General features: G+C 62.2%; 10 protein-coding genes. 7 read left to right on the top strand and 3 right to left on the bottom strand.

From position 1 onward, the window contains the following. Window positions 1-2 precede the first annotated feature (2 nt). From ACOVQ0_RS09930 to ACOVQ0_RS09915, 4 genes are all read left to right on the top strand, one after another. Window positions 3-1,682, top strand: a complete 1,680-nt coding sequence (locus tag ACOVQ0_RS09930; RefSeq protein WP_421883670.1) for a GMC oxidoreductase — start codon at window positions 3-5, stop codon at window positions 1,680-1,682. Between the two features lie 4 nt (window positions 1,683-1,686). Then, window positions 1,687-3,168, top strand: a complete 1,482-nt coding sequence (locus ACOVQ0_RS09925; RefSeq protein WP_421883668.1) for an MFS transporter — start codon at window positions 1,687-1,689, stop codon at window positions 3,166-3,168. Window positions 3,169-3,228: 60 nt separating this feature from the next. Further along, window positions 3,229-3,816, top strand: a complete 588-nt coding sequence (locus tag ACOVQ0_RS09920; protein ID WP_421883665.1) for an HD domain-containing protein — start codon at window positions 3,229-3,231, stop codon at window positions 3,814-3,816. A 102-nt stretch (window positions 3,817-3,918) separates the two neighbouring features. Then, the gene (locus ACOVQ0_RS09915; RefSeq protein WP_421883662.1) at window positions 3,919-5,502 is read left to right on the top strand and encodes a fatty acid--CoA ligase; all 1,584 of its coding nucleotides are present in this window, start codon (window positions 3,919-3,921) and stop codon (window positions 5,500-5,502) included. Window positions 5,503-5,561: 59 nt separating this feature from the next. Here ACOVQ0_RS09915 and ACOVQ0_RS09910 read toward each other — a convergent pair whose 3' ends face one another. Further along, window positions 5,562-5,837, bottom strand: a complete 276-nt coding sequence (locus ACOVQ0_RS09910; RefSeq protein ID WP_168852558.1) for an HU family DNA-binding protein — start codon at window positions 5,835-5,837, stop codon at window positions 5,562-5,564. Between the two features lie 350 nt (window positions 5,838-6,187). Here ACOVQ0_RS09910 and ACOVQ0_RS09905 point away from each other — a divergent pair, with 350 nt between their 5' ends. From ACOVQ0_RS09905 to ACOVQ0_RS09895, 3 genes are read left to right on the top strand one after another with little or no spacing between them, the layout of a single operon-like run. Further along, window positions 6,188-7,363 (top strand): efflux RND transporter periplasmic adaptor subunit, encoded by a 1,176-nt coding sequence (locus ACOVQ0_RS09905; protein ID WP_421883659.1) that lies wholly within the window; start codon window positions 6,188-6,190, stop codon window positions 7,361-7,363. A gap of 6 nt (window positions 7,364-7,369) precedes the next feature. Further along, window positions 7,370-10,507, top strand: a complete 3,138-nt coding sequence (locus ACOVQ0_RS09900; RefSeq protein ID WP_421883656.1) for an efflux RND transporter permease subunit — start codon at window positions 7,370-7,372, stop codon at window positions 10,505-10,507. After that, the gene (locus ACOVQ0_RS09895; protein WP_421883653.1) at window positions 10,504-11,913 is read left to right on the top strand and encodes an efflux transporter outer membrane subunit; all 1,410 of its coding nucleotides are present in this window, start codon (window positions 10,504-10,506) and stop codon (window positions 11,911-11,913) included. The genes ACOVQ0_RS09900 and ACOVQ0_RS09895 overlap by 4 nt, the downstream gene beginning before the upstream one ends. A 108-nt stretch (window positions 11,914-12,021) precedes the next feature. Here ACOVQ0_RS09895 and ACOVQ0_RS09890 read toward each other — a convergent pair whose 3' ends face one another. Further along, on the bottom strand, window positions 12,022-13,191 hold the full coding sequence (locus tag ACOVQ0_RS09890; RefSeq protein WP_421883651.1) for an acyl-CoA dehydrogenase family protein: 1,170 nt from the start codon (window positions 13,189-13,191) through the stop codon (window positions 12,022-12,024). Beyond that, window positions 13,188-13,903: acetyl-CoA C-acyltransferase (locus ACOVQ0_RS09885; RefSeq protein WP_421883648.1), on the bottom strand; the 716-nt coding region annotated here is incomplete at its 5' end. The genes ACOVQ0_RS09890 and ACOVQ0_RS09885, both read right to left, overlap by 4 nt.

Here is a 13,903-nt window from a genome sequence, read left to right as displayed (position 1 = left end):
ACATGCAATTCGACGCAATCGTGGTCGGCTCCGGGATCACCGGCGGCTGGGCGGCCAAGGAACTGACGCAGGCTGGCCTTAAGGTCCTGATGATCGAGCGCGGGCGCGAGATCGTTCACGGCGAATACGAGACGGAGCTTAAAGCGCCGTGGGAAATGCCGTTTCGCGGGGTAGGTGACGCCGCGCTCTATGCGCGCGAATATCAGGTCCAGTCGCAGAACCGGCACTTCAACGAATATACGCAAGGGCACTTCGTCAACGACAAGGACAATCCATACGTCACGGCGCCCGGAAGCGCGTTCAACTGGCTGCGGTCATACCAGCTTGGTGGACGATCGCTTACATGGGGGCGGCAGACCTATCGCTGGTCGGATTACGATTTCAGCGCGAACAAGCGGGATGGCCACGGCACAGACTGGCCTGTCCGCTATGCCGATCTTGCACCGTGGTATGACAAGGTGGAAGAATTCATCGGCGTATCCGGCGCGGCTGAAGGACTGCCGCAATTGCCCGACGGCAAGTTCCAGCCGCCGATGGCGCTCAACGTGGTGGAGCAGCACGTCCGCAAGGAAATCGCCGGGAAGTTCGGACGTTGCATGACCATTGGCCGCACCGCTAACATGACCGTGGCCAAGCCCGAAGAGGGCCGTGCCGAATGCCAGAACCGCTCTATCTGCGCGCGCGGCTGTTCGTTCGGGGCATACTTCTCCACGCAATCGAGCACTTTGCCCGCGGCCAAGGCGACCGGCAACCTGACGGTGGTGACCGATGCCGTGGTGGAAAAGCTGGATTATGATCCGAAGACCAACCGCGTGACCGGCGTGCGCTATGTCAACACCAGGGACGGTACCCGCGGCGAAGCCACGGCGCGGTTGGTGTTCCTGAATGCCAGCGCGTTCAACTCGGTCCATCTCATGCTCAATTCGCGCAATGAGGCGATGCCGAACGGCCTTGCCAATTCCAGCGGTGTGTTGGGCACGCAGATCATGGACCACGCAACAACGCTGTCCACGATCGCGCTGTTTCCGCAGTTCAATGATCGCACCACTTTTGGCAACCGGCCGACCGGCGTGGTCGTTGCCCGCTATCGCAACATGGATGCGATGGACGGGGTGGGGCACACGCGCGGCTATTCGTTTCAGGGCGGCGCGCTGCAAAGCAACTGGGGTACGGGCAAGCGCGAGGCGGGCATCGGTGCAGCGTTGAAAGACAAGCTGCACAGCCCCGGCATGTGGCGCATGGTGCTGGTCGCTTTCGCCGATTGCGTGCCGCGTGACAGCAACCGGCTTACGCTCGATCCCGCCAAGACCGACCGTTTCGGCATCCCCCAACTGCATATCCAGTTCGCCTTCGGCAAGGAAGAGCAGGCCGCACTGGCGCAAGCCAAGGCCGATGCTGCCGAGATGATGACGGCGGCTGGCGGCAAGGTGATCATGGGAATGGACCAGCCCGGCACAGGCGGCATGGCCATTCACGAAATGGGCGGCGCGCGCATGGGGCATGATCCGAAAACCTCGGTTCTGAACAAGTGGAGCCAGGCGCACGATGTGCCCAACCTCTTTGTAACCGACGGCGCACAGATGGCGTCGTCAGCCTGCCAGAACCCCTCGCTCACCTATATGGCGTTGACCGCGCGAGCCTGTGACGCAGCCGTGAAGATGCTGCGCGAAGGCAAGATCTGATCCGATGGCCAAAGATATTTCGGGCCAGACCATTACCAGCCACAAGCTCGACCAGATGACCGAGCGGCAGAAAAGCCTCGCCTTCTTCACGCTGATTACGGCGCTTGTGCTGGAGATCGTCGACGTGACGATCATCAACACAGCGTTGCCCGCCATGCAGGCGGACTTTGCCGCACGGGGGCAAGACCTCGGTGGCAGCGCGGCGCAGTGGATCGCGGCGGGCTATTCACTGGCGTTCGGGCTGCTGCTGATCCTCGGCGGGCGGCTTGGCGATATCTATGGGGGACGCGCGATGTTCCTCACCGGCGTCGTAGGTTTCACGCTAGCATCCTTGCTGTGCGGTCTGGCGGGAGATCCGCAACTGCTGATCGCCGCGCGCGTGCTGCAAGGCGTGGCGGGTGCTATCATGGCGCCACAGGTCATGGCCGTGATCCAGATCCTTTACGATCCGGTAGAGCGTATCGGGCGTCTGGCGTGGTTCGGCGTGATCGGCGGGCTGGCCGGGATTGCTGGGCCTATCCTTGGCGGGTTGCTCATTTCGGCTGACATCGCCGGGCTGGGCTGGCGCAGTGTGTTCCTGATCAATCTTCCCATCGGCGTTGCGGCACTTGTGGCGGGCTGGCGCTATCTCCCGCGTGAGGTGGCGCACAAGGGCGCGCGTATCGACGTGATCGGCACGCTGGCATTTGGTGCAGCGCTGGCTGCCATGCTGTTTCCGTTGGTGCGCGGCGAACATGGCGGTTTCGATATGATGAGCGGCGCGCTGCTCGCATCGTCTCCGTTCCTGCTGTGGGCGGCGTGGCACGGGCTGGTCAAGCGAGCGCAGGCAGGCAAGCCGGTGATCCTCGATCCCGAACTGCTCAACGATGGATTGTTCCGCACTGGCGCACTGATCGGTCTGATCTTCTCGGCGGCGAATACGGGCTTTCTGTTCGTCTTTGCCCACGCGCTGCAATCGCGGCTTGGCTATTCGCCGCTGCAGACAGGACTGGTCCATATCCCGTTCAGCGCAGGCGTGATGATCGGGATGGGATTTCTGGGGCGGCGCTATCTGGCGCGGATGGGCAAGTGGGTGATGGTTTTTGCTTCGGTTGCGCTGCTGGTTGCCAATACCGGCGCTTTTATCTGGATCGCATGGGGCGGGCCAGGTCTGCCGCTGCTGCTGCCTGCTTTGCTTCTGGCTGGAATCGGCATGGGTACATTGTCCGGCCCGGTAACGCCTGTGGCGCTCGCGCGCGTTGACCGTCGCCATGCGGGGGCTGCGAGCGGCATTCTGAAGACCGTGCTGCAGATGGGCAGCGCATTCGGCATTGCGCTGGTGGGGAGTGCCTATTTCGCGCTGGGCGGGCCTGATGTGGCGATGGGAGCAGAAGGTATTTACGCGGCGCTCGGTGTTATCCTTGTGCTGCTGGTGGGCTGCCTCCTGCTGGCGCTTTCGCTGCCCGGACAGATATTTGCGCCGGTTCCATCTTCCCAAGAGCCGTAAACGCGATAATCTCATCCGCAACGAAAACGCCGAAAGGTGTGCGGGAGAAGGATGATCGCGATGGAAGAGCTTCCCACAGCGCAGTTCCACAGCATGACCGAAGGCACCCAGGAAGACTGGGATGCGATCATGACCCACATGCGTCCCCATGCCGTGAGTGGCGGGGCGCGCGTACTCGATCACTTGCGCCTGCTCGAAGGCGATTGCGGCGGCTTTGCGGTGGACCGGCTGACGCATTGCCTGCAAACGGCGACCCGCGCCTATCGCGATGGGCGTGACGAGGCCTATGTGGTCATGGCACTTCTGCACGATATCGGCGACATGCTGGGGGCCTATAATCATCCCGATATCGCCGCTGCCATTCTCAAGCCCTTCGTTTCGGAAGAACTGCTGTGGATCGTTCAGCACCACGGCATATTTCAGGGCTACAACTTCTTCCACTTCATCGGCCTTGACCGAAACATGCGCGAAAAGTTCGCAGACCATGAACACGCCGCCGCTACCGCCGAGTTCATCGACAAGTACGATTGCCCCTCGTTCGACCCCAACTATGATACGCTGCCGCTGTCGTTCTTCGAACCGATGGTCATGCGCCTGTTCGAAGCGCCAAAGACAAGCGTCTACAAGAAAGCGATGGAACAGGCCTGAGGCGGTCCCGCCCAAACCCGATACACTCTGTCACGATTGGCAGGGTTGCCTCTGGGCTTAATTGCATGATTAACTCCCGCAAACTGCTTGGGAGAGCGAAGCATGGCCGAAGCTGCGGAACTGCCGACAACTGCGGAACGCACCGCGCATCTCTTTACGTTTGACGGATTCATTCGCTTTTGGGCGGATGATCGCCCGCAAGGTGTGGCGCTGGATGGGCCTGACCGCACGCTGACCTATGGTGAACTTGAACAGGTCACTGCGCAGGCGGTAGCCGGTTTGCAGGCGCTGGGCATCGCCAAGGGTGACAGGGTCGCGTGGTTCGGCAAGAACAGCACGCTCTATTTCGCTCTGTTCTTTGCTGCCGCCCGCCTCGGCGTGGTGATGGTGCCGGTCGGATGGCGACTTGCCCCTGCCGAAGCGACGTGGATCGCGGGCGATGCGCAGGCAAAGGCTGTGTTTCTGGGGCAGGGTTTCGAGGCGCTGGCCGATGCGTTTGCCACGTTGCCGCTGGTTGGCCGCTGCTTCACGCAGGATCAGGCATGGCAGTGGATTGATAGCCAGCAACGCGCGCCGTTTGTTGCAGCAGAGCCAGACGATGCCGTGCTGCAACTCTACACCTCGGGCACCACCGGCAATCCGAAGGGCGCCGTGCTTTCCAACCGCAATCTCTTCGGTCTGCGCAAGCAATCGATCGGCAGCGATCAGCCCTACACCACCATGACCGATGACGAGGCGATCCTTGTCGCCATGCCATGCGCCCATATCGGCGGCACGGGGCTTGGCGTCATGGCGATCGGAGCAGGTTTGCCAGGGATCATCCTGACCGAGTTCGAACCGCGCGCTGTGTTCGATGCGGTGGAGCAGAAGGGTGTGACCCGTTTCTTCATCGTTCCCGCGGCATTGCAGATGCTGCTCAATCACCCGGATTGTGCCAGCGTGAATTTTGCCCGCGTCAAATACATCATCTACGGCGCATCGCCGATCCCGCTGGTGCTTCTGCGCGAATGTATCGCCATGTTCCGGGCCGAGTTCATCCAGGCCTACGGCATGACCGAAACCACCGGCACGATCTGCATGTTGCCGCCAGAGGATCACTGCGTTGAAGGCAACCAGCGTATGCGCTCTGCCGGCAAGCCTTTACCTGGCGTGGAAGTGCGCGTGATGGGCGATAGCGGCAACGCGCTCGGCCCCAACGAGATAGGCGAGATTCAGACCCGTTCTTCAAACAACATGCTGGGCTACTGGAATCTGCCCGAAGCAACCGCCAGCACGATGACACAGGATGGCTGGATCGCCACGGGGGACGCCGGCTATCTGGACGAAGATGGCTATGTCTACATGCACGACCGCATCAAGGACATGATCATTTCCGGCGGTGAGAATGTCTATCCCGCGCAAGTCGAGAGCGCGATCTATGGTCATCCCGATGTGCTGGAAGTTGCCGTCATCGGCGTGCCCGATGAAAAATGGGGTGAGGTGGTAAAGGCCGTTTGCGTGGCAAAGCCAGACCACACCATCGATCCGCAATCGGTTATCGATTGGACGCGCGAGCGTCTTGCCGGTTTCAAGGTGCCCAAATCGGTCGATATAATCGCCGCGCTGCCTCGAAACCCGTCGGGCAAGATTTTGCGGCGGACCTTGCGCGAACCCTACTGGGCAGGGTTTGAGCGGCAGGTGAACTGAGAAATCGGTAAGGTGTCCGTCCGGCGTCCGCCCACTGGCAGACGCCGGGCCGGAAAGGATCAGCCGTTGAGCTTGTCCTTGACCGCCTTCGCAGCCGAGAAAGTCAGCTTGTTCGAAGCTGCGATCTGGATGGTTGCGCCGGTCGACGGGTTGCGGCCTTCGCGGGCCGGGGTGTTCTTGACCTTGAACTTGCCGAAGCCGTTCAGCGAGACTTCCTCGCCCTTCGCGGCAGCGTCGGTGATCGCGGCAAACACGCTGTCGACAGCCTTGCGGGCGTCAGCCTTCGAGAGGCCGTGGTTGGCGGCGATGATGTCGGCGAGGTCGCTGTTGTTCATTGTACTCTTGTCCTCTGCTGGAAAGGGATGGCACGGCTAACGCAACGCTGGCCGCAAACACCATGCCTTGCGCGCGTCTTTCCACGGAAATTCGCTGAATGGGAGCGATTTTGCCTCTATTTTGGGGTTGCCACGGTGCGAATCGGGAAAAACCGGGCGTTTTGGTACAAATGTAACTTTGTGTCGCAGGCATCGCTCGCGACCATCAAGGAGCGTGCGCAACTGCAGCAATCTGCTAGACACGCGCTGAAACATGCCCCGACGGGCGGTTTGCGACCGGTCTTGAGACGAATCGCAGGCTCGTGCGTTCGGGTGTGTCGGTTGCGAAATCCTTTCGAGTGAGAACGTCCTTGCGGTCCCAAGCGCATTTTCTCCTGCGTACCATTGCTGTCCTTTCCGCGCCGCTGGTCCTTTCGGCCTGCGGTTCTGCCGATGCCGAAAAAGCGAAGCCCGTCCCGGTGGTTGGCGTGATGATCGCCAAGGCGCAGGCGGTTGAACTCACCACCGAACTGGCCGGGCGGACCGAGGCATACGAAATCGCCGAGGTGCGCCCGCAAGTGGCGGGGCTGGTCATGGCGCGGCTGTTTCAGGAAGGGTCATACGTCCGTCAGGGGCAGGCGCTCTACCAGATCGATTCCCGCCTCCTTTCAGCCACGCAGGCGCAGGCCTCTGCTGCGGTTGCCTCTGCCGAAGCGACGGTAGAAGCCAACCGGCTGCGGGCCGAACGCTTTGCCACGCTGGCCGAACAGGGCGGTGTGAGCAAACAGGACGCCGTCGATGCCCGCGCCACTTATAACCAGTCGCGCGCAGCCGTGGGGCAAGCCCGTGCGGCACTGGCTTCGGCGCGGGTCAATCTCGGCTTCACGCGCGTTACGTCTCCCATCAGCGGTCGCATCGGCATTTCGATGGTCACCAAGGGTGCGCTCGTCACCAATGCACAGGCCACGCCGATGGCCAAGGTGCAGCGGCTCGATCCGATGTATGTCAACATTCGCCAGTCCGGCGCGGAATTCATCGCAATGCGCAAGGCGATCGAAAGCGGGACGCTGGTCGCAGGATCTGCGCCAGTTACCGTGATCCTGCCCGATGGCAGCGAATATCCGGTCGCCGGAAAGCTCAACCCCGCAGATATCGACGTGAACCCCGAAACAGGCACGATCACCGTGCGCGCTGTGGTGCCCAATCCCAAGGGTGATCTGCTGCCGGGCTTGTTCGTGCGCGCGCGCGTCGGGCAAGGCTCGGTACCCAATGGCATCCTCGTGCCGCAGGCCGCCGTGAGCCGCGATCCGCGCGGTCGTGCCAGTGTGCTGATTGCCAATGCCAAGGATGAGCTGGAAAAGCGCGAGATCACCGCTGAATCTCCCGTTGGCCCGAATTGGCTGGTCACTGCCGGGTTGAAGCCGGGCGACCGCGTGGTCGTGGACGGGCTGATAAATGCGCGCGAAGGGGCCAAGGCCAAAGTTGTCCCTGCGGGCAGCGCTCCCAAAGCTGATAGCACCGCCCCTGCGAAAACGGCGGGGAACTGACAGCAGATGGTCTCCCGGTTCTTCGCCTATCGCCCGATCTTTGCTTGGGTGCTGGCCATCGTGATCATGGCGGCCGGCCTGTTCTCGGTCAGCACGATGGGCGTGGAACAGTATCCCGATATTGCTCCGCCGACCGTCTCGATAAACGCCAACTACGGCGGCGCTGACGCATCCACGGTCGAAAACTCCGTCACCCAGATCCTTGAGCAGCAGCTCAAGGGTTTGGACGGAATGCTCTATTTCAATTCCACCTCGTCGAACAATTCGTCCAGCATCACCGTCACGTTCGACAAGGGCACCGATCCCGATACCGCGCAAGTGCAGGTCCAGAACGCCATTTCGCGTGCGATCAGCCGTCTGCCCGCTGTCGTCCAGCAACAGGGCGTCAACGTCAACAAGGCGCAGTCGGACATGCTCATGGTCGTCTCGATCTATGACGAGACTGGCCGCGCGACCAATTCCGACATTTCGGATTACCTCACCACGCACTTTCAGGATCCTTTGTCCCGTGTCGAAGGCGTGGGCAGCGCCAACGTCTTTGGCGGTTCTTTCGCGATGCGTGTGTGGCTCGATCCGGTGCGCCTTGCCGCCGTCCAGCTTATGCCGTCGGATGTCACTGCCGCCCTGCAGGCCCAGAACACGCAGGTCGCGGCGGGTGAAATCGGCGGCAATCCCGCGCCTGAAGGTCAGCGCCTCAACGCCACGATCACCGCGCGTTCGCGCCTTGAAACGCCCGAACAGTTCCAGAACGTCGTGGTCAAAACCAACGTCGATGGCTCTGTGGTCAAGCTCAAGGACGTTGCCCGGGTCGAGATGGGCGAGGAGAGCTACGGTTCGCTCAGCCGCTTCAACGGGATGCCGGCCACGGGTCTTTCGATCAATCTCGCTTCGGGTGCCAATGCCACGCTGACGGCGGAACTGGTCAAGGAAAAGGTCGCCGAACTCGCGCGGGATTTGCCGCCCGGCTATCACACCGCTTACCCGCGCGACAGCAGCATCTTCGTCAAGATCTCTATCGAGGAAGTGGTCAAGTCGCTGATCGAAGCGATCGTGCTGGTCGTGATCGTGATGTTCCTGTTCCTGCAGAACTGGCGCGCCACGTTGATCCCGGCCATCGCGGTGCCGGTGGTTCTGCTCGGCACGTTCGGCGTGCTTTCGCTGTTCGGCTACACGATCAACACCCTGACGATGTTCGGCCTCGTCCTTGCCATCGGCCTCTTGGTGGACGACGCCATCGTCGTTGTCGAAAACGTCGAGCGCGTGATGCACGAAGAGCATCTTGACCCGCTCGAAGCTACGGTCAAATCGATGGGCGAGATCACCTCGGCGCTCATCGGCATCACGCTCGTCCTCACCGCCGTGTTCGTGCCGATGGCGTTTTTTGGCGGCTCTACCGGTGCGATCTACCGGCAGTTCTCGGTCACCATCGTTTCGGCGATGACGCTTTCCGCCTTCGTGGCGCTGATCTTCACGCCTGCGCTGTGCGCTACGTTGCTGGCTCCGGTCGAACGCGAAAAGCCCAAGGGCCGCTTTTTCACGAAGTTCAACAACGGCTACCAAAGGCTCGAAGACGGTTACAAGAACCGGCTCGCCCGGACCGTTTCCCGTCCGTTGCCCTGGATGCTGGCGTTCGGCGCAATCGCCGTGGCGATGGTGCTGCTCTACATGCGCCTGCCCACCAGCTTTCTGCCCGATGAGGATCAGGGCAACATCTCGATCAACTACCAGCTTCCCGTCGGCTCCACCTCTGAACAGACCCGCGCCGTTGCTACGCAGGTTTCGGACTACATCCGCAAAACCGAGGCTGAAAATATCCAGGCGGTGTTTGTCGTCATGGGGCGCGGCCAGTCCGGCTCGGCGCAGAATGCAGGGCAGGGCTTCATCCTGTTGAAGGACTGGTCCGAACGCCCCGGCAAGGACCGTTCCGCAGCGGCGATTGCCGAACGTCTGAACGCCCACTTCCGCCAATCGCGTGAAGCGCAGATATTCATTCTCAATCCGCCCCCAATTCGCGGGCTGGGATCGTCTGCCGGTTTCGAAATGTGGTTGCAGGACGCCGTCGGAGCCGGTCGCGATGCACTGACCGCTGCCCGCCGCCAGTTGGTTGAGATGGCGGGTGAGAATTCGCGCCTCGGTCAGGTCCGTCTCAGCGGTCTGGAAGACACGCCGCAACTCAAGGTAAACATTGACGACGAAGCGCTTACCGCGTTCCAGATCACACCTGCTGCCGCCAACTCCACCCTGTCGATCGCCTGGGGCGGTCTATATGTGAACGATTTCGTTGATCGTGGCCGTGTCAAACGTGTCTACGTGCAGGGCGATGCCGCCTATCGCGCGGAACCTGCTGACATCGGCCAGTGGTTCGTGCGCGGTTCCAACGGCGAGATGGCACCGTTCTCGTCCTTCGCAACCTCGCACTGGACCCAAGGTCCGGTCCGGCTTGATCGCTTCAACGGTATTTCCGCGCAGCAGCTTAATGGCAGCGGTGCGCCCGGCGTCAGTTCCGGCGATGCCATGAAGATCATGGAAGAAAGTGCAGAGGCGCTCGATGGTGGCTTCACCGTGGCATGGAGCGGCCTGTCGTATCAGGAACGCGCCGCGTCCAGCCAATCGGGACTGCTCTATGCAGCCTCGATCTTCTTCATTTTCCTCTGTCTTGCCGCACTCTACGAGAGTTGGTCCGTGCCGGTTGCAGTGCTGCTGGTGATCCCGCTTGGCATCATCGGTGCGGTGCTTGCGGTCACGCTGCGCGGCTATGACAATGACATCTACTTTCAGGTTGCATTGCTGACCACGATTGGCCTGTCCGCCAAGAACGCGATCCTGATCGTCGAATTTGCGGAATTTGCGATGCAGAAGGGCGCAACGCCAGTGGCCGCCGCGCTGGAAGGCGCGCGCCTGCGCCTTCGCCCGATCATCATGACCAGCGTGGCCTTCATTGCGGGCGTCGTGCCGCTGGTGCTGGCAAGCGGGGCAGGGGCCAACGGTCGCCGCGCCATCGGCACCGGGGTCATGGGCGGGATGCTCTCGGCCACGGTTCTGGCAATCTTCCTCGTGCCGGTGTTCTTCGTGGTGGTGAAAGGCGCGATGGGGCGCAAACGCGCTGCCCAGGCACCTGAATTGCCCGCAGGAGAACTGGCATGAAGCTGCGCCCTCTCCTTGCCGCACTGCCCGCATTTGCACTCACGGCGTGCAACTTCGCACCCAAGTACGTGCAGCCCGAAGCGCCCGTCGCGCCAAACCTGCCCCAAGGCGCAGCCTACCCGGCGCTGGCCGCTGGAGACACCGCCGTCGATGCCTTGGGCTGGCGCGATTTCTTCACCGATGCGCGCCTCCAGCAGGTCATCGCCAAGGCATTGGCCGACAATCGCAATCTGCGCACCACGTTGGCCAACGTCGAACGCGCGCGCGCGCTCTATCGCGTGAACCGGGCGGCCCTGTTCCCCATTGTGAACGGCACCGCCACGCTTTCGGCGGTGCAGGGCACCCAAGGGCAGGTAACCGACAATTTCCTCGTTCAGGCTGGGTCCAGCGCTTACGAGATCGATCTGTGGGGCCGCTTGCGCAATCTCAGCACTGCGGCTTTCGAAACGTGGCTGGCCACCGATGAAGGGCGCAAGTCCACCCAGATCGCATTGGTTGCCGAAACTGCCAGCGCATGGCTCAGCTACGCCGCCACCGCAGATGCGCTGCGGATCGCGCAGGAAACCGTCGCCACGCGCAAGGATACTCTCAACGTCAACGTGCGGCGCGAAGCGAACGGCATCGGCACCAGGCTGGATGTTGCCACGGCCACCTCGCAGCTCAACACGGCGGAAGCTGCCGCTGCCGATCTGCAGACAAATCTGGCGCAGGCGCGCAATGCGCTGGAACTGATCACCGGTGGGCCGTTGGCGGACGATCTGCTGCCATCGACGCTTGGCAACGGCGATCAGGTTCTGGCCTCGCTGCCCGTTGGGCTTTCGTCAGAAGTCCTTCTGCGTCGCCCGGATGTGCTGTCTGCAGAGCATTCGTTGCGCGCCACTTATGCCAATATCGGCGCTGCTCGTGCCGCGTTCTTTCCCACACTGTCGCTGACCGGTCTGTTCGGGTTCGCCTCTGCAGGATTGAGCCGCATTTTCGAAAGCGGCGATTTCCAGAAGACGGCCAACGCTGCCGTGCGCCAGCGCATCTTCGATGGCGGGGCCACGGCGAACAATCTCGCCGCTGCCAAGGCATCACGCGATGCCGCGCTGGCAACGTATGAAGGCGCAATCCAGACCGCGTTCCGCGAAGTTGCCGATGCCCTCGCACGGCGCGGCACGATTGATGAAAGTCTGCGCGCGCAAACCAGCCTCGCCGCCAATGCCGCCACGGCCTACCGCCTCAGCAAGGCCCGGTATGACGCTGGCGTTGCCACATACCTCGAACCGCTTGACGCCCAGCGCACGCTTTACAACGCGCAGCAATCGCTGATCTCGGCCCGCCTGACGCGGGCGAGCAACATGGTCGAACTCTACCGTGCGCTGGGTGGGGGCTTGCAGGAAACGACAGGGCAGGCGCAGCAATAGCGACTGTGCAAGCTGGATTCCCGCCTGCGCGGGAATGACGAATTTAATGAACCATCGTCATTCCCGCGAAGGCGGGAATCCAGCCCAACATAAAGCCTCAAAGCCGCCTCAATAGCTCCTCGGCAATCCCAGCACATGCTCCGCCAGATACGACAGGATCAGGTTCGTGCTGATCGGCGCGACCTGATAAAGTCGCGTCTCACGCAGCTTGCGCTCCACATCGTATTCCTCGGCAAAGCCAAAGCCGCCATGCGTCTGCACGCAGGCGTTGCCCGCTTCCCACGAAGCATCGGCGGCGAGCATCTTGGCCATGTTCGCCTCGGCCCCCATCGGTAGCCCTGCCTCGTACATACGTGCCGCTTCGCGCACCATCAGCTCCGCCGCGCGCATCTGGGCATAGGCTTTGGCGATAGGGAAGGCGACGCCCTGATTTGCCCCGATGGCCCGGCCAAACACCTGCCGTTCCCTGGCGTAGTCCACCGACCGCTGCGTGAACCACTTCGCATCGCCCACGCATTCCGCCGCGATCAGCACACGCTCGGCATTCATGCCTGACAGGATATAGCGGAAACCCTTGCCTTCCTCGCCCAGAAGGTTCGCCGCCGGGATGCGCATATTGTCGAAGAACACTTCGGTCGTCGCATGGTTCATCATCGTGCGGATCGGGCGAATGCTCAGCGATTTTCCCACCACTTCGCGCATGTCGACGATGAACACCGAAAGGCCATCGGTCTTCTTCGCGGCTTCGTCCTTGGGCGTGGTGCGTGCCAGCAGCAGCATGAGATCGGAATGTTCGGCCCGGCTTGTCCAGATTTTCTGGCCATTGACCACATATTCGTCGCCTTCCCGGCGGGCGAAGGTGCGCAGGCTTGTCGTATCCGTCCCGCTGGTCGGCTCGGTCACGCCAAAGGCCTGAAGCCGCAGTTCGCCGCTGGCGATCTTGGGCAGATAGGCCCGCTTCTGCGCCTCCGACCCATGCCGCAGGATCGTGCCCATCGTATACATCTGCGCGTGGCAGGCCCCGCCGTTGCCACCTTCGGCTTGCACCGTCTCAAGGATCGCTGCCGCCGCACCAAGGCCAAGGCCCGATCCGCCGTATTCTTCGGGGATCAGCACCGAAAGATACCCCGCCTCGGTCAGCGCATTGACGAAATCGGTCGGATACGCGCGTGCTGCATCCAGCTTGCGCCAATATTCGCCCGGAAACTGCGCGCACAATTTGCGCACGCCCTCGCGGATTTCGCCGTGGTCCTCGCTATCATAGGGGGAAAGGATCATCGCGCCGCCTCGAACACGGCTGCGATGCCTTGCCCTCCACCGATGCACATCGTCTCCAGCCCATAGCGCCCGCCACGCCGCTGCAATTCGCGCGTCAGATTGGCCAGAATGCGCCCGCCGGTTGCGCCGATGGGATGGCCCAGCGAAATGCCCGATCCGTTGACGTTGAGCATGTCATGGCGGCTGTCATCATCAGACCAGCCCCAACCTTTCAGGCAGGCCAGCACCTGCGGCGCAAAGGCCTCGTTCAGTTCGATCAGGTCGATGTCCGACCATGAAAGGCCATTGCGCGCAAACAGCCGTTCGGTTGCAGGCAACGGGCCATAGCCCATGCGCGCAGGATCGCACCCCGCCGCCGCCCACGAATGGAACCATGCAATCGGCTCCAGCCCCAGTTCTTCCAGCTTATCCTCCGCCACGACCAGACAGGCCGCGCCCGCGTCATTCTGCTGGCTCGCGTTGCCGGCGGTCACTACGCCCCCTTCCAGCGCCTTCAACTTGCCCAGCGATTCCGGCGTGGCATCGGCGCGATAGCCTTCGTCGTGCGCGAAGATCACCGGATCGCCCTTTCGCTGCGGTACGGGCACGGGCACCAGTTCATCGTCGAACAGCCCCTTGGCCCAAGCCGCCGCCGCGCGGCTGTGGCTGCGTGCCGCATAGGCATCGCAAGCCTCGCGGCTGATGCCGAAGTCCTTCGCCAGATTCTCCGCCG

It is taken from the genome of Novosphingobium sp. (assembly GCF_049240505.1).
GTDB lineage: Bacteria > Pseudomonadota > Alphaproteobacteria > Sphingomonadales > Sphingomonadaceae > Novosphingobium.
This window is presented reverse-complemented; position numbering and strand designations above follow the sequence as displayed.

Coding starts and splice junctions, on each gene's coding strand:
- ACOVQ0_RS09895 (WP_421883653.1), top strand. CDS start 10,504: ATGAAGCTGCGCCCTCTCCTTGCCGCACTGCCCGCATTTGCACTCACG.
- ACOVQ0_RS09925 (WP_421883668.1), top strand. CDS start 1,687: ATGGCCAAAGATATTTCGGGCCAGACCATTACCAGCCACAAGCTCGAC.
- ACOVQ0_RS09910 (WP_168852558.1), bottom strand. CDS start 5,837: ATGAACAACAGCGACCTCGCCGACATCATCGCCGCCAACCACGGCCTC.
- ACOVQ0_RS09890 (WP_421883651.1), bottom strand. CDS start 13,191: ATGATCCTTTCCCCCTATGATAGCGAGGACCACGGCGAAATCCGCGAG.
- ACOVQ0_RS09930 (WP_421883670.1), top strand. CDS start 3: ATGCAATTCGACGCAATCGTGGTCGGCTCCGGGATCACCGGCGGCTGG.
- ACOVQ0_RS09920 (WP_421883665.1), top strand. CDS start 3,229: ATGGAAGAGCTTCCCACAGCGCAGTTCCACAGCATGACCGAAGGCACC.
- ACOVQ0_RS09900 (WP_421883656.1), top strand. CDS start 7,370: ATGGTCTCCCGGTTCTTCGCCTATCGCCCGATCTTTGCTTGGGTGCTG.
- ACOVQ0_RS09915 (WP_421883662.1), top strand. CDS start 3,919: ATGGCCGAAGCTGCGGAACTGCCGACAACTGCGGAACGCACCGCGCAT.